The organism is Bradyrhizobium semiaridum (genome assembly GCF_020329505.1).
Classification (GTDB): domain Bacteria; phylum Pseudomonadota; class Alphaproteobacteria; order Rhizobiales; family Xanthobacteraceae; genus Bradyrhizobium; species Bradyrhizobium semiaridum.
Genome location: NZ_JAGKJJ010000053.1, coordinates 1 through 18,073, shown reverse-complemented (window position 1 = coordinate 18,073; position 18,073 = coordinate 1). Strand labels below are relative to the sequence as shown.

At 64.6% G+C, this 18,073-nt stretch carries 20 protein-coding genes, 1 tRNA gene and 1 pseudogene; 12 read left to right on the top strand and 10 right to left on the bottom strand.

The features are described from left to right. Positions 1 to 202 precede the first annotated feature (202 nt). From J6500_RS31155 to J6500_RS31130, 6 genes are all read right to left on the bottom strand, one after another. Positions 203 to 1,285 (bottom strand): sn-glycerol-3-phosphate import ATP-binding protein UgpC, encoded by a 1,083-nt coding sequence (locus J6500_RS31155; RefSeq protein ID WP_225716532.1) that lies wholly within the window; start codon positions 1,283 to 1,285, stop codon positions 203 to 205. 111 nt (positions 1,286 to 1,396) lie between these two features. Beyond that, entirely contained in the window at positions 1,397 to 2,245 is an 849-nt protein-coding gene (gene ugpE / locus J6500_RS31150) for a sn-glycerol-3-phosphate ABC transporter permease UgpE (protein WP_225716531.1), read from the bottom strand. Then, entirely contained in the window at positions 2,245 to 3,126 is an 882-nt protein-coding gene (gene ugpA, locus J6500_RS31145) for a sn-glycerol-3-phosphate ABC transporter permease UgpA (protein WP_225716530.1), read from the bottom strand. The genes ugpE and ugpA overlap by 1 nt, the downstream gene beginning before the upstream one ends. A gap of 100 nt (positions 3,127 to 3,226) precedes the next feature. After that, positions 3,227 to 4,546 carry a sn-glycerol-3-phosphate ABC transporter substrate-binding protein UgpB gene (gene ugpB / locus J6500_RS31140; protein ID WP_225716529.1) on the bottom strand — a complete coding sequence of 440 codons (1,320 nt, stop codon included), beginning with the start codon at positions 4,544 to 4,546 and terminating at the stop codon, positions 3,227 to 3,229. A 222-nt stretch (positions 4,547 to 4,768) separates the two neighbouring features. Continuing rightward, on the bottom strand, positions 4,769 to 5,974 hold the full coding sequence (locus tag J6500_RS31135) for a CaiB/BaiF CoA transferase family protein (protein WP_225716528.1): 1,206 nt from the start codon (positions 5,972 to 5,974) through the stop codon (positions 4,769 to 4,771). A 151-nt stretch (positions 5,975 to 6,125) separates the two neighbouring features. After that, complete coding sequence (locus J6500_RS31130) at positions 6,126 to 6,551, bottom strand: organic hydroperoxide resistance protein (protein ID WP_225716527.1); 426 nt, start codon at positions 6,549 to 6,551, stop codon at positions 6,126 to 6,128. Between the two features lie 170 nt (positions 6,552 to 6,721). On the opposite strand from J6500_RS31130, the gene J6500_RS31125 reads away from it, so the two are divergent. Then, a complete protein-coding gene (locus tag J6500_RS31125; protein WP_225716526.1) occupies positions 6,722 to 7,183 on the top strand; it encodes a MarR family winged helix-turn-helix transcriptional regulator in 462 nt (153 codons plus the stop codon). A gap of 14 nt (positions 7,184 to 7,197) precedes the next feature. Here the strand turns inward: J6500_RS31125 and J6500_RS31120 are convergent, their stop codons facing one another. From J6500_RS31120 to J6500_RS31110, 3 genes are all read right to left on the bottom strand, one after another. After that, positions 7,198 to 7,437 carry a GIY-YIG nuclease family protein gene (locus tag J6500_RS31120; protein ID WP_225716525.1) on the bottom strand — a complete coding sequence of 80 codons (240 nt, stop codon included), beginning with the start codon at positions 7,435 to 7,437 and terminating at the stop codon, positions 7,198 to 7,200. A 135-nt stretch (positions 7,438 to 7,572) separates the two neighbouring features. Continuing rightward, positions 7,573 to 7,648 (bottom strand) — tRNA-Ala (locus J6500_RS31115). Positions 7,649 to 7,743: 95 nt separating this feature from the next. Further along, the gene (locus J6500_RS31110) at positions 7,744 to 8,151 is read right to left on the bottom strand and encodes a TIGR02300 family protein (RefSeq protein WP_225716524.1); all 408 of its coding nucleotides are present in this window, start codon (positions 8,149 to 8,151) and stop codon (positions 7,744 to 7,746) included. Between the two features lie 143 nt (positions 8,152 to 8,294). Here J6500_RS31110 and aroA point away from each other — a divergent pair, with 143 nt between their 5' ends. The 10 genes and pseudogenes from aroA (at position 8,295) to trpB (ending at position 17,325) form a co-directional block, all read left to right on the top strand. Next, positions 8,295 to 9,632 (top strand): 3-phosphoshikimate 1-carboxyvinyltransferase, encoded by a 1,338-nt coding sequence (gene aroA / locus J6500_RS31105; protein WP_225716523.1) that lies wholly within the window; start codon positions 8,295 to 8,297, stop codon positions 9,630 to 9,632. Positions 9,633 to 9,642: 10 nt separating this feature from the next. After that, entirely contained in the window at positions 9,643 to 10,257 is a 615-nt protein-coding gene (locus tag J6500_RS31100) for a hypothetical protein (protein WP_225716522.1), read from the top strand. Further along, positions 10,226 to 10,633, top strand: a complete 408-nt coding sequence (locus J6500_RS31095) for a hypothetical protein (protein WP_225716521.1) — start codon at positions 10,226 to 10,228, stop codon at positions 10,631 to 10,633. The genes J6500_RS31100 and J6500_RS31095 overlap by 32 nt, the downstream gene beginning before the upstream one ends. A 6-nt stretch (positions 10,634 to 10,639) precedes the next feature. Then, entirely contained in the window at positions 10,640 to 11,272 is a 633-nt protein-coding gene (gene cmk / locus J6500_RS31090; protein ID WP_225716520.1) for a (d)CMP kinase, read from the top strand. Between the two features lie 386 nt (positions 11,273 to 11,658). Continuing rightward, the gene (gene rpsA, locus J6500_RS31085) at positions 11,659 to 13,368 is read left to right on the top strand and encodes a 30S ribosomal protein S1 (protein WP_225716519.1); all 1,710 of its coding nucleotides are present in this window, start codon (positions 11,659 to 11,661) and stop codon (positions 13,366 to 13,368) included. 261 nt (positions 13,369 to 13,629) lie between these two features. Beyond that, positions 13,630 to 14,607, top strand: a complete 978-nt coding sequence (sppA, locus tag J6500_RS31080; protein WP_225716518.1) for a signal peptide peptidase SppA — start codon at positions 13,630 to 13,632, stop codon at positions 14,605 to 14,607. 173 nt (positions 14,608 to 14,780) lie between these two features. Beyond that, on the top strand, positions 14,781 to 15,104 hold the full coding sequence (locus tag J6500_RS31075) for an integration host factor subunit beta (RefSeq protein WP_225716517.1): 324 nt from the start codon (positions 14,781 to 14,783) through the stop codon (positions 15,102 to 15,104). Between the two features lie 71 nt (positions 15,105 to 15,175). Next, on the top strand, positions 15,176 to 15,562 hold the full coding sequence (locus J6500_RS31070) for a lipopolysaccharide assembly protein LapA domain-containing protein (RefSeq protein WP_225716516.1): 387 nt from the start codon (positions 15,176 to 15,178) through the stop codon (positions 15,560 to 15,562). Between the two features lie 80 nt (positions 15,563 to 15,642). Further along, positions 15,643 to 16,302 (top strand): phosphoribosylanthranilate isomerase, encoded by a 660-nt coding sequence (locus J6500_RS31065; RefSeq protein ID WP_225716515.1) that lies wholly within the window; start codon positions 15,643 to 15,645, stop codon positions 16,300 to 16,302. Further along, positions 16,299 to 17,325 (top strand): annotated as a pseudogene (gene trpB / locus J6500_RS31060) (tryptophan synthase subunit beta). Before J6500_RS31065 ends, trpB begins: the two are co-directional and overlap by 4 nt. Before the next feature lie 79 nt (positions 17,326 to 17,404). Here trpB and J6500_RS31055 read toward each other — a convergent pair. Then, on the bottom strand, positions 17,405 to 17,749 hold the full coding sequence (locus J6500_RS31055) for an endonuclease domain-containing protein (RefSeq protein ID WP_225716514.1): 345 nt from the start codon (positions 17,747 to 17,749) through the stop codon (positions 17,405 to 17,407). A gap of 72 nt (positions 17,750 to 17,821) precedes the next feature. Between J6500_RS31055 and J6500_RS31050 the strand changes: the two genes are divergently transcribed. After that, the coding region (locus tag J6500_RS31050) for a tryptophan synthase subunit alpha (RefSeq protein WP_225716513.1) at positions 17,822 to 18,073 on the top strand (252 nt) is incomplete at its 3' end.

Here is an 18,073-nt window from a genome sequence, read left to right as displayed (position 1 = left end):
ACGGACTGGACAACGATGGAACACGAGACATTACAAAGTCCTCTCGAAGCGACTTTGAGGGGCCCTTGCGGCGCCCCATGCAACCGGCGGGCCGTCTTGGCCCGCCGGTCAGTGAGCAATATGGGGTGTTCTGGATAGCGTTCAAGCCGCCCCGAAACCAGCCTAAACGCCTGCAACATGAGGCTAAATTCTTCCCGATCGGTTATTTCCCGACGCGCTTGCGGCCATCCGCCGTAAAAAGATGCAGCTTGTCGCGGGGGGCGACCACCCGGATCCGCTCCCCAATCGCCGGGCCGCCGGCCCCGGGAACCCGTACGATCACCTCGCCGGGCGGCAGGTCGCCGGGGTTGGCGGCCACGCCCTGCTCCTCGCGCTGGCGGCTGCCATAGACGAAGGTTTCGGCGCCGACATGCTCGATCGCCTCGACCGTCAAGCCGAGCGCGACTCCGCCGGCGACGGTCTCCCCGGAGATGACGAAATCCTCGGGGCGGATGCCGACGATGCCGGCGCCGTCGGCACCCGTGACCTGGGAGGCCAGCTCGTCCGAGCGCAGCGGCATCAAATTCATCGGCGGCGCACCGATGAAGGAGGCGACGAAGGTGGTCGCCGGCCGCTGGTAGATGTCGAGCGGATTGCCGATCTGCTCGACCTGGCCGCCGTTCATGACGACGAGGATGTCGGCCAGCGTCATCGCCTCGAGCTGGTCGTGGGTGACGTAGATCGACGTGGTGTTGAGCCGGCGCTGCAGCTTGCGGATCTCGACCCGCATCGCGATGCGCAGCTTGGCGTCGAGGTTCGACAGCGGCTCGTCGAACAGGAACACTTTCGGCTGGCGCACGATGGCGCGGCCCATCGCGACGCGCTGGCGCTGGCCGCCGGAGAGCTGCCGCGGCTTGCGCTCCAGCATCGGCACCAGCTCGAGGATGCGCGCGGCTTCCTCGACCCGGGTCTTGATCTCGGCCTCGGCCATGCCGCGGTTGCGCAGGCCGTAGGCCATGTTGTTGTAGACGCTCATATGCGGATAGAGCGCGTAGTTCTGGAACACCATCGCGATGTCGCGATCGGCGGGCTCGATCTGGTTGACGATGCGGCCGCCGATATCGATCTCGCCTCCGGTGATGGTCTCGAGTCCGGCCACCATGCGCAGCAGCGTGGACTTGCCGCAGCCGGAGGGGCCGACCAGCACGCAGAACTGGCCGTCGCCGACATCGACGTCGACGCCCTTGATGGCCTCGAAGCCGCCGGGATAGGTCTTGCGGACGCTGCGCAGAGTGACGTTAGCCATTGCGAGCTCCGCTCGGGCGAATAGCGAATGGGGAGTAGCGAACAGGGGATCGGCAGGAGCCGCCCGGTTGTCGGCGCGCCATTCGCCGTTCGCTATTCGCCATTCGCACCCTCACTTTTCCGTCTCCACCAAGCCGCGCACGAACAGTTTCTGCATCACGACCACGACGAACACCGGCGGCAGCATCGCGAGCAGCGCGGTCGCCATCACCACCGGCCATTCGGTCAGCGCGTCGGTCGTGGTGATCATCTTGCGGATGCCGACCTGGATGGTCTGCATATCGTCGCGCGTCGTGATCAAGAGCGGCCAGAGATACTGATTCCAGCCGAGGATGAAGAGGATCACGAACAGCGCCGCCATGTTGGTGCGCGACAGTGGCAGCAGCGTATCCCAGAAGAAGCGGAACGGACCGGCGCCGTCGATCCGCGAGGCTTCCAGCAGCTCGTCCGGCACGGTCATGAAGAACTGCCGGAACAGCAGCGTCGCGGTGGCGGAGGCGATCAGCGGCAGCGACAGGCCGGCATAGCTATCGAGCAGATGGAGGTCGGCGACGATCTTGTAGGTCGGATAGATGCGCACCTCGACCGGCAGCATCAACGTGATGAAGATGATCCAGAAGATCCCCATCCGGAACGGGAAGCGGAAATAGACGATCGCATAGGCCGAGATGATCGAGATCGCGATCTTGCCGATCGCGATCAGCAGCGCCATGATCAGCGAATTCAGCATCATGTTGAGCACGGGCTCGCGGGTCGAACCGCTCGTGCCGACAAAAAGCGTCTGATAGTAAGTCTCGAGGAAATGGCCGCCCGGCAACAGCGACATCTGGCCGTTGGCGATGACGGCGTTGTCCTGGGTCGAGGCGACCAGCGCGAGATAGACCGGGAAGGCGACGATCGCGATCCCGATCCACAGGATGACGTGAGCCAGGTAGCGCTGAAAGCCCTCTTCCTCGACCATCAGTAGGTCACCTTGCGTTCGACGAAGCGGAACTGGATCGCCGTCAGTATGATGACGATGGCCATCAGGATCACCGACTGCGCCGCCGAGGAGCCGAGATTGCCGCCGAGCAGACCGTCCGTGTAGACCTTGTAGACCAGCGTCTCGGTCGCCTTGCCGGGGCCGCCGCGGGTCATCGTGTCGATGATGCCGAAGGTGTCGAAGAAGGCGTAGACGATGTTGACCACGAGCAGGAAGAAGATGGTCGGCGACAGCAGCGGGAAAATCACGGTCCAGAACCGCCGCATCGGGCGCGCGCCGTCGATCGCGGCGGCCTCGATCACGCTCTTCGGGATGCTCTGCAGGCCCGCAAGGAAGAACAGGAAATTGTAGGAGATCTGTTTCCAGGCCGCGGCGAGGATGATCAGCAGCGCCGCCTGGTCGCCGTTGAGCAGCGGATTCCAGTCGATGCCCATGCCCCGCAGCCCTCGTGACAATACGCCGAGCGAAGGATGCAGCATGAACACCCAGAGCACGCCGACCACCGGCGGCGCCACCGCGTAAGGCCAGATCAGCAGCGTGCGGTAAAGCATGGAGCCGCGCAGCGGCTTGTCGGCCATCACGGCGAGCAGCAGGGCGAATGACAGCGAGGAGAGCGCGATCGCGAACGAGAACACGAAGGTCCTGACGATCGCGGCGAAATAGGCCGGCTCCTTGAACAGCTCGAGATAGTTCTCGAACCAGACGAAGCTGGTGGAGAGGCCGAAGGCGTCCTGCAACAGGAAGGACTGGATCACCGCCTGCAGGGCAGGCCAGTAGAAAAAGATCAGGACGATCGCGAGTTGCGGAGCAACCAGCGCATAAGGCAGCAGCTTTGACTGGAAGATCGCGTGCTTTTGCATGATCTCGGAAACTGGCAGGCCGCGCAATGCGGCCTGCCGGATAGCCTAAAGCATGAGCCGGAAAAGTGCGAAGCGGTTTTCCGGAAAGATGATGCTCACGTCAGCGCACGGCGGTCTTTTCAAACTGCCGCAGCATCGTGTTGCCGCGCTCGACGGCGGCGTCCAGCGCCTGCTTGGCAGTCTTCTTGCCGGCCAGCGCTTGCTCGATCTCCTCCGACCACATGTCGCGGAGCTGCACCATGTTGCCGAGGCGCAGGCCGCGGGAGTTCTCGGTCGGCTCCTTGTTGGTCAATTCGAGCAGCGGGGTCTCGAGATAGGGCTGCTCCTTGTAGAAGCCCTCGGCCTTGGCCTTCTCATAAGCCGCCTTGGTGATCGGCAGGTAGCCCGAGGCCTTGTGGATCCAGACCTGGCGATCGGTGTCCGACAGGAAGGTCAGGAACTTGGCGACGCCCTTGTATTCCTCGGGCGACTTGCCGCCCATGATCCAGAGCGAGGCGCCGCCGATGATCGAGTTCTGCGGCGCGCCCTTGACGTCGGGATAATAGGGCATCGGCGCGGCGGTGAAGTTGAACTTGGCCTGCGCCTTGACGTTGCCGAAGAACGCCGACGAGGTCAGATACAGCGGGCATTCGCCAGAGGTGAAACGGCCCTCACCGGTGTTGGTGCGGCCGGCATAATCGTAGGTCTTGTCCTTTTGCAGCTCGACCAGATTCTCGAGATGCTTGACCTGCAGCGGGCCGTTGAACTCCAGCACGGTGTCGAAGCCGTCGAGGCCATTGGCCTTGCTGGCGAGCGGCACGTTGTGCCAGGCCGAGAGCTGCTCGAGGTTGACCCAGGTGACCCAGGAGCCGGAGAAGCCGCAGGTGTTGTAGCCGGCGGCCTTCAGCTTCTTGGCATCCTCGAACACTTGCGGCCAGGTCTTCGGAATCTCCGCGATATTGGCCTTCTTCAGCGCGTCGAGATTGACCCACATCACGGTCGACGACGAGTTGAACGGGAACGACAGCATCTCGCCCTTCGAGGTCGAGTAGTAGCCGGTGATCGCCGGCAGATAGGCCTTCGGATCGAACTTCTCGCCGGCGTCGGCCATCAGCTTGTAGACCGGTTTCACGGCGCCGGTGGCAGCCATCATGGTCGCGGTGCCGACCTCGAACACTTGCATGATGTGCGGGGCATTGCCGGCGCGGAACGCGGCGATGCCGGCATTCATGGTGTCGGCGTAGCCGCCCTTGTAGGTCGGGATCACCTTGTAGTCGCTCTGCGCGGCATTGAAGTCGTTGGCGAGCTTGACGATGACGTCGTTGTTGGCGCCGGTCATCGCATGCCACCACTGGATCTCGGTCACGGCAAATGCCGGCGAGGCGCCGAACGCCATCGTGACCGCAAGTGCAGCAGCCGCACCAAATTGTCGAAGTGCCATCAAGAAACCCTCCCCTGGCCGTCAAAATGTGCGCTTGCGCTAGCAGCGCCGTATGACGTTCACATGACTTGTGTAAGCGGCCAAAACGAAAGCGGCAAGCGCAACAAAAGGGAAGCCGGAAAATAGGCGAAGACGGCGCAGGCAGCCGGAGCCGGTTGCGGCGCAGGGAGGACCTGCGCCGCAGTGCGACATTTCTTCTCAGATGGCCTTTGACGATTGCTTTTAGCGTTTCCGGTCCGGACCGCAGACCACGCCCATTTCGACGAGGCCCTTGATCTCGTCCGTCGAGTAGCCGAATTCGCCGAGCACCTCTGCGGCGTGCTGGCTGAACTTCGGCGGGGTGCGGCGCAGGTTCGGCTTGGTGCGCTCGAGCCGCACCGGCGAGGCGACGCCTTTGTACCAATCCTTCTCGATGATATCGCCGCGATGGATGGTGTGCGGATTGGTGAGGGCCTGGTCGATCTTCTGCACCGGGCCGGCGGGCAGGCCGGCGGCGAGCAGCCGGTTGCACAGCGGCTCGGCCTCGTGCTGGCTGAACACCGCGGCAAGCTCGACGCGCAGCGCATCGCGGTTGGCGATGCGGTCCTTGTTGCGCGCGAAGCGCGGATCGGTGCCGAGCTCGGGCTTGCCGATCTCCTTGGCGAGCTTGCGGAAGGTACCGTCATTGCCGACGCCGATGAAGATGTTGTCGGTCTTGGTCGGGAAGATCGCGTAGGGCACGAGGTTGGGATGCTCGTTGCCGGTCAGTGACGGCGGCTTGCCATGCATGAAATAGTTCGCGGTGTGCGGATGCATGATGGCGAGCCCGGTCTCGTACAGCGTCGTTTCCAGAAACTGGCCGAGCCCCGAGCGCTGCCGCTCCGACAGCGCCATCAGGATGCCGATCGCCGCATAGAGGCCGGTGGTGATGTCGACCAGCGGCACGCCGATCCGCATCGGCCCGCTCTCCGGCGAGCCGGTGGCCGCGATCATGCCGGTCATCGCCTGGATGATCGCGTCATAGCCGGGATTCCCGCCGCGCGGGCCGTCGGCGCCGAAGCCGGAAATCCGGCAATGCACGAGGCGCGGAAACTTTGCGCGCAGCACGTCGTTGCCGATGCCCCATTTGTCGAGCGTGCCCGGCTTGAAGTTCTCGATCAGCACGTCGGCGGTCTCGAGCATCTTCAGCAGCACGACGCGGCCGCCCTCAGAGGCGAGGTCGAGGCCGATCGAACGCTTGTTGCGGTTGATGCCGACGAAATAGGCCGCGTCCTCCTCATGGAAGGGAGGGCCCCAGTCGCGCACTTCGTCGCCTGCGGGCGGCTCGACCTTGATGACGTCGGCGCCGTGGTCGGCGAGGATCTGCGTGCAATAGGGGCCGCCGAGCACACGCGTCAGATCGATCACGCGCAGGCCGGTCATCGCACCCGTCGCCGCTGGGATATTCATGGAAGCAACCTTCGCTCAGATGGACGTCAGGTCCCAGAGCTAGCGGTTGTCGGCCGACGCAGCAATGCCTTCGCATGCGCAGGCCCATGCATGCGGCCTGAAAGGCAATGGTCCGCCACGTGGGCGTGGCGGACCATAAAGACGGGGCGAATTAGACGACGGTCAGCTTGACATCGACATTGCCGCGGGTGGCGTTGGAATAGGGGCACACGTGGTGGGCCTTCTCGACCAGTGCTTCGGCCTCGGCGCGGGGCACGCCGGGCAGCGAGACCGCGAGCTCGACCGCGAGACCAAAACCGCCTTCCGAGCGCGGGCCGATGCCGACCGTGGAGGTGACGGAAGTGTCCGCCGGAACCTTCGGGCCGCCCTGCGAGGCGACGAACTTCATCGCGCCGATGAAGCAGGCGGCATAGCCGGCCGCGAACAGCTGCTCGGGATTGTTGCCGGCGCCGCCGCCGCCACCGAGCTCCTTCGGGGTCGCGAGCTTGACGTCAAGCGCGCCATCGAGCGTCGCCGCATCGCCGTCGCGGCCGCCGGTTGCCTTGGCGCTGGTCTTGTAGAGCACGTTCACAGACATGGGGGTCTCCCTTGGGTTGGGCTCAGATGTGTATCGACGGTCTATGTATTGCGCGAAATTTAATTGTACGCAATATGAATTGTGCGGCCTCACATTTAATTGTCCGCAATTGAATTTGCGGTCCCGCTTGTCCACAATGACCTGGAAACGCGATGGATTCGATGGGAATCATGGCCAGGAAACAGACGGCCGCCGATCAGGCGCTGCGGCTCGACAACCAGATCTGCTTCGCGGTCTATTCGACCGCGCACGCCTTCAACCGCGTCTACAAGCCGCTGCTCGACCGGCTCGGCCTGACCTACCCGCAATATCTCGTCATGCTCGCGCTGTGGGAGCGCGACGACGTGCCGGTGAAGGATCTCGGCGAACGCCTGTTCCTGGATTCCGGGACGCTGACGCCACTGCTCAAGCGGCTGGAGGCGGCGGAATTGATCCGGCGGACCCGCAGCACCGAGGACGAGCGGCTGGTGCTGATCGCACTCACCGCGCAGGGCCACGCGCTGCGCGAAAAGGCGAAAGCGGTGCCGCAGTCGATCCTCGCGGCCTCGGCCTGCTCGGTCGGGGAGCTGATGGCCATGAAGGACGAGATCGTCGCGCTGCGCGACCGGCTGAATGCGGTGCTGGGGGAGTAGGGGGCGGGGAAAGGTTAGAGGCGCTTCTTGGCGAAGGCGCGGTCTGAGTGGCTTTTGAGATATTTCTCGAAGGCGAGCGCTTTGTATTTGTCGGGGAATGCGCAGTACCAGACGAGCTGCCACGGCCTGAACTTTGATGTGTGCGCGGATTTGCCGGCGTTGTGCTCGGGGAGTCGCCGCTTCAGGTCTTCGGTGGCGCCGATGTATTCTTGATCAGGGAAGTTGATGCTGCGGATGATGTAGACGTACCACATTCGCATCCATGTACGGCCGCTGCGGGCCAGAGAGTACTAGGCAGTCCGTCTCCGCCCTTCGGACTACGCCGGACGCCACGCTTCGCCCCTCAGGCTCCGCGCGGCTGCGCCACGCGTAGCCCGAAGGGCGAAGCGTGGTGGAGCCAGGCGGGATCGAACCGCCGACCTCTTGCATGCCATGCAAGCGCTCTCCCAGCTGAGCTATGGCCCCTAGTCCAGATGGGACGATCCTGGGGGATCAAGTCCCGGCCGCCGAGCCTGGTCGACTCGCGCGGCAGCACCGTTGATCACAGATCGACGCCGATCTCAAGTCTCTTCATCGCCGCCGACGTCACCAATGATGTCGGTCACGTCCTCATCGCCCTCTTCCTCGTCGGCGATGAAGGTCGAATCGTCGTCGTCATCGTCATCCAAGGTCTCGTCGACCTCGATGTCGTCCTCGGATTCGGGAACCTGGGCCTTGACCTTGCCGGTGTTCTCCTCAGCATCGGCCTCCTCGAGCGAGACCAACTCTTCGGCGTCGGCCGTCTCGGGCATCTCGGCAGCGGTCGCGGGCGAGCTCACGTTGGCGGCGCGGCCCCGCGGCGGTGCCACCGGCGCGATCGGCACGACCTCGCCGGTGTAGGGCGAGATCACCGGATTCTTGTTGAGATCGTAGAATTTCTTGCCCGTGGTCGGGCAAATGCGCTTGGTTCCGAGGTCGGACTTGGCCACGTGGTAATCCCAGAATTTCCTGAAAACGGTGCTTCACTTGGCTAGTTGAGGAGCCGCTGTCAATAGCGGTCTGCGCGCATTTGACGGGCGCGTGACGCGGTGTTGCCTATGTGGTACCTGCCGCGGCGCGAGAGGACACAATCTTGGCCCATTCTGACCCCCCGACCCCGCTCGAATCCCGCGCCTGCGGCCCCCTGGCCGGCAAAGTCCGGGTCCCCGGCGACAAGTCGATTTCCCATCGCGCCCTGATCCTGGGCGCGCTTTCGGTCGGCGAAACCCGCATTTCCGGGCTTCTCGAAGGCGAGGACGTGCTCAACACCGCCAAAGCCATGCGCGCGCTCGGCGCGAGGGTCGAGCGGACGGCGCCGTTTGCCTGGACGGTCAATGGCGTCGGGGTGGGAGGCTTCGCGCAGCCCTCCGCCACGCTCGATTTTGGCAATTCCGGCACCGGCTGCCGGCTGGTGATGGGGGCGGTCGCCGGCTGCCCGATCGCGGCCGTGTTCGACGGCGACGCCTCGCTGCGCTCGCGGCCGATGCGCCGTATCCTCGATCCGCTGGAGCTGATGGGAGCCCGGACCAGCGATATCCGCGAAGGCGGCCGGCTGCCGCTGACCCTGCACGGCGCCCGCTATCCGGTGCCGATCGTCTACAAGACGCCGGTCGCCTCGGCCCAGATCAAGTCGGCGGTGCTGCTCGCGGGGCTGTCCGCGCCCGGCGTCACAACCGTGATCGAGCAGGAGGCGAGCCGCGATCACACCGAGCTGATGCTCAAGCACTTCGGCGCCGAGATCACCTCGGAGAACGAAGGCAGCCATGGCCGCCGGATCACGCTGTCGGGCGAGCCCGAGCTGCACGGCGCCGAGGTCGTGGTGCCCGCCGATCCGTCCTCGGCGTCATTCCCGATCGTCGCCGCGCTGATCGTCGAAGGCTCCGATGTCGTCTTCTCCGACGTGATGACCAATCCGCTGCGCACCGGCCTGTTCACCACGCTGCGGGAAATGGGCGCCTCGATCGAGGAGAGCGGGCTGCGCGGCGACACCGGCGAGCCGATGGCACAACTGCGCGTGTGCGGCTCGAAGCTGCGCGGCGTCGAGGTGCCGCCGGAGCGGGCGCCGTCGATGATCGACGAATATCTGGTGCTGGCGGTCGCGGCCGCCTACGCCGAGGGCACCACGATCATGCGCGGGCTCAAGGAGTTGCGCGTCAAGGAATCCGACCGGCTCGAGGCCACCGCGGACATGCTGCGCGTCAACGGCGTCAAGGTCGAGGTGTCCGGCGACGATCTGATCGTCGAGGGCCGCGGCCACGTTCCCGGCGGCGGCCTCGTGGCCACCCATATGGACCACCGCATCGCGATGTCGGCGCTGGTGATGGGCTGCGCGTCCGATCAGCCCGTCAAGGTCGACGACACCGCCTTCATCGCCACCAGTTTCCCGGATTTCATTCCGATGATGCGCTCGCTCGGAGCTGACTTCGCATGAGGTCCGCACGATGACAGCAGTCTTCGGCCGTGACGCACTGCTCGACGCCTTCGACCGAATCGGGCGTGCGGCTGCGCAGGCCGGAACCAAACTGCAGATCGCGGTTTACGGGGGCTCTGCCTTGATGTTGGCGAGCAACTTTCGCTTCGCCACCGAGCACGTTGATGTGTCCAAATTGGAGGAGCCTCTGCCGGATTGGCTGGCCAGGACCGTGAAGGAGATCGCCGCTGACAATGGCTGGCAGGATGATTGGTTCAACGACGGGGTCGCGTTCCACCTGAGCGCGCTTGCGGACCGCGCTGCCGATCACCTCGAATTCGGGACGTTTCCACGCGATGGGACCCCGGCGGGACTTGTGGTGTCGGTCCCTTCGGCGGAGTATCTTCTGGCGCTGAAGCTTAAGGCATTCAGGATCATGGACCCGGTCCGCGGCGACACCGAGCGGCTCGACATCCTGAACCTGATGCGGGTGGCGGGCATTGCGACCGTCGAAGATGCAATCAACCTGCTGGGTCGATATTTTCCGGTTAGCGCCGCATCGTCGGAGAAGCAGCAATTCCTGCTGCGGAACATGTCTCGCGAAGGAGCCGCGGATGCGCCCGAATACCCTCGCCGAGGCGGTTGACCGCATCGCGGCCGGCGCGCCTCAGGACGTCGTGCTGGCCGAGTTCGTGGACAGCTTCGACCTGGCGCGGAACGACCAGGATGGATATGCCGCCATCCAGGAAGAGCCGAGACTCACCGGAAACGCCAGACTCGATGCACTTGTCGGCGCCATCGCCGAGTATCTCGCGAAGCAGCGCCGGCTCGGTCAGGTCCCGTCGTGGGTGTGCGATCCGGCGCGTCGGCTGGACAGCCCGTGGTTTACCGTGACATCTCCAACGGATGCCATGCGCGAATTCCTTGCCTTCAGCAGCCCCGCGGAGTTCGCATCCCGCAATATCTTCACCGAGGAGCGGCCGCTGCGGCGGGCTCGCGGCCTCGCGCAAACCAGCACGTAGGACGACATGATCATCGCTATCGACGGACCCGCCGCCTCGGGCAAAGGCACGCTCGGCAAGCGGCTCGCCCACCACTACGGCTACCGCCATCTCGACACCGGCGTGATCTACCGCGCGGTGGCCTATGCCATGATGGAGGCCGGCGCGGAGCTCACCAATGAGGTGCTGGCGGTGGCGGCGGCGCTCGAGCTCGACCCGGAAAAGTTCGGCAATCCGATCCTCAAGACCCAGAAGGTCGGCGACGCCGCCTCGGTGGTGTCGGCCATTCCGAAGGTCCGCGAGGTGCTGGTGAATTTCCAGCGCCAGTTCGCCGCCGATCCGCCCGGCGCGGTGCTGGATGGGCGCGACATCGGCACCGTGATCTGCCCGCATGCCGACGTGAAGATCTTCGTGGTCGCCGACCCGCGGGTGCGGGCCCGGCGGCGCACCCTGGAAGCCCGTTCCCGCGGCGAGGACGCCGACGAGGAGGCGGTGCTGGCCGATATCCTCAAGCGTGACGAACGCGACCAAAACCGCCCCATCGCGCCGCTGCGCCCGGCGGCGGACGCCCACACGCTGGACAATTCCAACCTCGACATCGAGGCCGGCGTCCGCGCCGCCATCGCCATCGTCGAAGCGGCCCGCGCCAGCCGCGGATAGCGGTGCCGCGCGGGCTGTTTTGGGCCCAAAAGCCCCGCAGAATAGGCATTTCCTGCTTGCCGAAAATGGCTCGCGGGCCTATATGGACGCGGTCCGGACCACCATCGACCATGTCGAGGCTGTGTCTGAAGCGGGCCGGTGATGGGTTTGAGTATTCTCAAACAAAACCAACACCGCATCTGGAGGAACGCCCGCTCCGAGGTCTTGAAGGCGATATTTCGTTTCAGGTCCGGATCATCAAAACGTACCGAACGTGCAGTCCTGCTGCCGGCCCGCTGTTGCGCCTCCCGCAACGAGCGGTCGTCAGGGTTTGCGGAACCCTGAACTGAGCGCGCGGTTCGCCCATCAACCCGAACGGCCGGCAAGATCCCGCATCTGGAGAACAAATGGTTTCGAACTCTGCGTCTTCCTATACTCCGACCCGCGACGACTTCGCGGCGATGCTTGATGAGTCCTTTGCCGGCGGCAATTTGCAGGAAAGCTCGGTCATCAAGGGCAAGGTTGTTGCGATCGAGAAGGACATGGCCGTCATCGACGTCGGCCTGAAGACCGAGGGCCGCGTCGCGCTGCGCGAATTCGCCGGCCCCGGCCGCGAAAGCGATCTGAAGGTCGGCGACACCGTCGAGGTGTTCCTCGACCGCATCGAGAATGCGCTCGGCGAAGCCGTGCTGTCGCGCGACAAGGCGCGCCGCGAGGAGAGCTGGGGTAAGCTGGAGAAGGCGTTCCAGAACAACGAAAAGGTCAACGGCGTCATCTTCAACCAGGTCAAGGGCGGCTTCACGGTCGACCTCGACGGTGCGGTGGCCTTCCTGCCGCGCTCGCAGGTCGACATCCGTCCGATCCGCGACGTTGCGCCGCTGATGAACAACTCGCAGCCGTTCCAGATCCTCAAGATGGATCGCCGCCGCGGCAACATCGTGGTGTCACGCCGCACGGTTCTCGAAGAGACCCGCGCCGAGCAGCGTCAGGAGCTGGTGCAGAACCTCGAAGAGGGTCAGGTGATCGACGGCGTGGTCAAGAACATCACCGACTACGGTGCGTTCGTTGATCTCGGCGGCATCGACGGCCTGCTGCACGTCACCGATATCGCCTGGCGCCGCGTCAACCACCCGACCGAGGTGTTGACCATCGGCCAGACGGTGAAGGTCAAGATCATCAAGATCAACCACGAGACGCACCGCATCTCGCTCGGCATGAAGCAGCTGCTGGATGATCCGTGGCAGGGCATCGAAGCCAAGTACCCGCTGGGTGCCCGCTTCACCGGCCGCGTCACCAACATCACCGATTACGGCGCGTTCGTCGAGCTCGAGCCGGGCATCGAAGGCCTGATCCACGTCTCCGAGATGTCGTGGACCAAGAAGAACATGCACCCCGGCAAGATCGTTTCGACCTCGCAGGAAGTCGAAGTGCAGGTGCTGGAAGTGGATTCGATCAAGCGCCGCATCTCGCTCGGTCTCAAGCAGACCATGCGCAATCCATGGGAAGTCTTCGTCGAGAAGTTCCCGGTCGGCTCGGTGGTCGAGGGCGAGGTCAAGAACAAGACCGAGTTCGGTCTGTTCCTCGGTCTCGAGGGCGACGTCGACGGCATGGTCCATCTCTCCGACCTCGACTGGAAGCTTCCGGGCGAGCAGGTCATCGACAACTTCAAGAAGGGCGACATGGTCAAGGCCGTGGTGCTCGACGTCGATGTCGAAAAGGAGCGCATCTCGCTCGGCATCAAGCAGCTCGAAGGCGACCCCTTCGCGGAGCCGGGCGATGTCAAGAAGGGCGCCGTCGTGACTTGCGAGGTGCTCGAGGTGAAGGAAGGCGGCATCGAGGTGAAGATCTCGGGTACCGACTTCGCCACCTTCATCAAGCGGTCCGAGCTGGCCCGCGACCGCAACGACCAGCGCCCCGAGCGCTTCGCCGTCGGCGAGAAGGTCGATGCCCGCGTCATCCAGTTCGACAAGAAGGCCCGCAAGGTGCAGGTCTCGATCAAGGCACTGGAAGTCGCCGAGGAGAAGGAAGCCATCGCGCAGTACGGCTCCTCCGATTCGGGTGCGACGCTCGGCGACATTCTCGGCACCGCGCTCAAGAACCGCGGCACCGACAAGTAAGCGTTCATTGCATGGATCCGACCAAAGCCCCGGCGAAAGCCGGGGCTTTTTGTATGGGTGAGGTCCCGTAGCCCCGATGCAGCGCAGCGCCATCCGGGGCCGCTTCCGACGCGGCGACACTTCCCCGGATTGCGCTGCGCTGCATCCGCGCTACGAATAGGGGCCTTGTTTTCTTCATATTGCGTCGCAATTGATGTATTTGGCTAAGGCTGTGGTGACGCTGCGATTGCAAAACGTGCTGCCGATTCCTGGAGAAATTCGATGTCGCTGGATTCAGACGTGATCGTCGATCGCCGCCGTATCAGGCGCAAGCTGACGTTCTGGCGCGTTGCCGCGGCGGTGGTTGCGATCGCAGCCATTGTCGGCGTCGGCCTGATCGCCGCCAGCGGGCGCGACGGGCTCGCCACTTCGGGCGCGATCGCGCGCGTGAACATCGAAGGGCTGATCCGTAGCAACCAGGAACGCACCGAGGCGCTGGAGCGGCTGGAGAAGTCGAACTACGCCGCCGTCGTCGTGCACGTCAATTCACCCGGCGGCACCACCGCCGGCTCCGAGCAGCTTTATGACTCGCTGGTGCGGCTGAAGGCCAAGAAGCCACTGGTCGTCGTCGTCGAGGGACTGGCCGCCTCCGGCGGCTACATCACCGCGATCGCGGCCGATCACATCGTCGCGCAGCAGAGCTCGCTGGTCGGTTCGATCGGTGTGCTGTTCCAGTTTCCCAACGTGTCGGAATTGCTCAAGACCGTCGGGGTGAAAATGGAGGAGATCAAATCCTCGCCGCTGAAGGCGGCGCCGAACGGCTTCGAGCCCACCAGCCCGGAAGCCCGCGCCGCGATCGACGCGCTGGTGAAGGATTCCTATGCATGGTTCCGTGGATTGGTGAGGGAGCGGCGCGGCATGGACGACGCGCTGCTGGAGAAGGTCGCGGACGGCCGCGTCTTCACCGGCCGCCAGGCGGTCGATCTCAAGCTGATCGACCAGCTGGGTGACGAGAAGACCGCGATCGCCTGGCTGGTCGCGGAAAAGAAGGTCAAGAGCGACCTGCCCGTGCGCAATTACAGGCTCAATCCGCGGTTCGGCGATCTCACATTCCTGCGCACCGCGGCCTCCGTCACCCTCGATGCCCTCGGTCTTGGCGCTTTTACGCGGCAGATCGAGCAGGGCGGCGTGGTGCAGGCGGTCGACCGGTTCGGTCTGGACGGCATGCTGGCGCTGTGGACGCCTGGTGGAACCAATTGATGCGTTGCGGAGGCGTGGCCTTGGAGGAATTCTCGCTCTGCGGGAATCGCCTCAAACCCCAAACGGGCTATTTGTCACGCTAATTGACGATGCCCGGCAGTGATTTAGCGTCTTGACAGTGCACGGCATTTTCACGGAAATGGACATCCGCAAGAGGCCGGATCCCACTTTCGATGATCAAATCCGAACTTGTTCAGCGTATCGCCGAGCACAACCCGCACCTCTATCAGCGGGATGTCGAGAACATTGTGAATGCGATTCTCGATGAGATTGTCGCAGCGCTGGCGCGTGGCGACCGTGTCGAGCTCAGAGGATTTGGCGCATTCTCGGTGAAACATCGGCCGGCGCGCTCCGGCCGAAATCCGCGCACCGGCGAACATGTGCCGGTCGATCAGAAGAGTGTGCCGTTCTTCAAGACCGGCAAGGAAATGCGCGAGCGCCTCAACCGCGAGGGCGGTGCGGTCGAAACGGTCGACGCGCCAAAGGCTGACGCGTAGCCCGCGCGTCGTGTTGCTGCCGTGCTGCGGGCCGCGTGCCTGCGCTTTCTCCATCGCTATGAGAGATGGTCATGCGAAAGTTCTTCACGGCAGTCGTGCTTGTTCCGCTTGGATTGATTTTTATCATCTTTGCGGTGGCCAACCGGCACTGGGTCACGGTGTCGTTTGATCCGTTCAATTCCGTGACGCCGACGGTCGCGGTCACGCTGCCGCTGTTCGTCGTGATCATCGCCTCCGCCATCCTGGGCGTGATCGCCGGCGGCGTCACCACCTGGCTGCGCCAGGGCCGCTGGCGCCGCGCCGCCCGGCGAAGCGAGGCCGACGCCCGCCTGGCGCGCGCCGAGATCGCCGGCATCAGGGCGGCCGCCACCCGGGACCACGCCCAGCGCCGTCCGGCGCCGGCTCAGCTCGGTTTTTACGGGTCTGCCGGGCGAGACAAGCAGGGCGCGACGTTGTAGAACCCGCCCCGTCGGCGCCCCGGGGTGAACCCGGGCTCCGGCTGCCCGAAAACCCGTCCTGCGAGACGCTCTGAGAGACCATGTCCCTGCTCGTCAAAATCTGCGGCCTGTCCACGCGCGAGACGCTCGACGTCGCGCTCGAGGCCGGCGCTGACATGGTCGGGTTCGTGTTCTTTCCGCCGTCGCCGCGCCACATCAGCCTCGAAACCGCGCGCGATCTCGGCAGCCGCGCCAAGGGCCGCGCCGTGAAGGTCGCGCTGACCGTCGATGCCGACGATGCCACGCTGGAAAACATCGTCGAGACGCTGCGGCCGGATATCCTGCAGCTGCACGGCAAGGAGACCACCGCGCGGTTGCGCGACCTTAAGCAGAAGTTCGGCCTGCCGCTGATGAAGGCGCTGCCGGTCGAGACGGCGTCCGATCTTGCACCGCTACCCGGCTACGCCGGCGTCGCCGAGCGCATCCTGTTCGATGCCCGCGCTCCGAAGGACGCGACGCGGCCCGGCGGCCTCGGCGCGCCGTTCGATTGGCACGTGCTGGCAAAACTCGATCTTGCTCTGCCCTACATGGTCTCCGGCGGACTCAACGCCGAAAATGTCGCCGAGGCTGTCCAGGTCACCCGCGCTGGCGGGGTCGATGTGTCCTCGGGCGTGGAGCGCACGCCCGGTGTCAAGGATCCGGAATTGATCCGCGCCTTCATCCGCGCCGCGCGCGCAACTCAAGAACTGACGGTTCGATGAATCCAAACCTGCCCAATTCCTTCCGCAGCGGTCCCGACGAGCGCGGGCATTTTGGCATTTTCGGCGGACGCTTCGTCGCGGAAACGCTGATGCCGCTGATCCTCGACTTGGAAAAGGCCTACGCCGAGGCCAAGGCCGATCCGGCGTTCCAGGCCGAGATGAATGGCTATCTGAAGGACTATGTCGGCCGCCCCTCGCCGCTGTATTTCGCCGAGCGGCTGACGGAGCATTTCGGCGGCGCCAAGATTTATCTGAAGCGCGAGGAGCTCAACCACACCGGCTCGCACAAGGTCAACAACGTGCTCGGCCAGATCATGGTCGCGCGCCGCATGGGCAAGAAGCGCATTATCGCCGAGACCGGCGCCGGCCAGCACGGTGTCGCCACCGCGACGCTGTGCGCGCGCTTCGGTCTCGAATGCGTGGTCTATATGGGCGCGGTCGACGTCGAGCGGCAGCAGCCGAACGTGATCCGCATGGAGATGCTCGGCGCCAAGGTAATCCCGGTGCAGTCGGGCGCGCGCACGCTGAAGGACGCGATGAACGACGCGCTGCGCGACTGGGTCACCAACGTGCACAACACCTTCTACTGCATCGGCACGGTCGCGGGCCCGCATCCCTATCCGATGATGGTGCGCGACTTCCAGTCGGTGATCGGCAACGAGACGCGCCAGCAGATGCAGGACGTCGAGGGCCGCCTGCCGGACTCGCTGATCGCCTGCATCGGCGGCGGTTCGAATGCGATGGGCCTGTTCCATCCGCATCGGCCCCGAGCACGCCTGGCTGCACGAGAGCGGCCGCGTCAAATATCTGTCGGCGACCGACGAGGAGGCGTTGGCCGCATTCCAGCTGCTGTCGCGGCTCGAAGGCATCATCCCCGCGCTGGAATCCGCGCACGCCATCGCCAAGCTCTCCGAGCTCGCACCGCAGCGGCCGAAAGACCACCTGATGGTGGTCAACCTCTCGGGCCGCGGCGACAAGGACGTGCCGCAGGTCGGCGACATCTTGAAAGGCAGGAGGAAGTGAGCGGTCAGGCACGCTTCCCTGACCTCTCCCCGCCGGGGAGAGGTCGGCTGCGCAGCAGCCGGGTGAGGGGTCCTTCCGCTCACTCGAACCGAAGTGACGTTTCGATCATCTCAAGGACGCTCTCGAGATTTTCGTACACGTCGGTGTTCGAAACCCGAACGACGAGAAAGCCGCAGGCCTCGAGGACCGCCGTCCTGGCGTTGTCGCGCTGTATCTCGGAAGCCGTCGAATGCGTGACGCCGTCGACTTCGACGATCAGCTTGCCATCGAGCGTGACGAAATCGACCACGTATCGGTCGATCGGGTGCTGCCGCCGGAATTTCCACCGCGCCAATCTTCGATTGCGCAGCGCCTGCCAAAGCTTGGCTTCGGCGTTTGTCTGTGACGCGCGGAGGCTTCGCGCTCTCGCCTTGAACCGCTCCATCCCCCTCACCCGGCTGCTGCGCAGCCGACCTCTCCCCGAAGGGGAGAGGTATAGCACAGCGACTGCCACACCATGACCACCCGTATCGACGCACGTTTCGCCGAGCTGAAGCAGCAGGGCCGCTCCGCCTTCGTCACCTTCGTGATGGCCGGCGATCCCGACGAAAAGACCTCGCTCGACATCATCAAGGCGCTGCCGAAGGCCGGCGCCGATGTCATCGAGCTCGGCATGCCCTTCACCGATCCGATGGCCGATGGTCCGTCGATCCAGGCTGCCGGCCTGCGCGCGCTCAAGGGCGGCATGACGCTGAAGAAGACGCTGGAG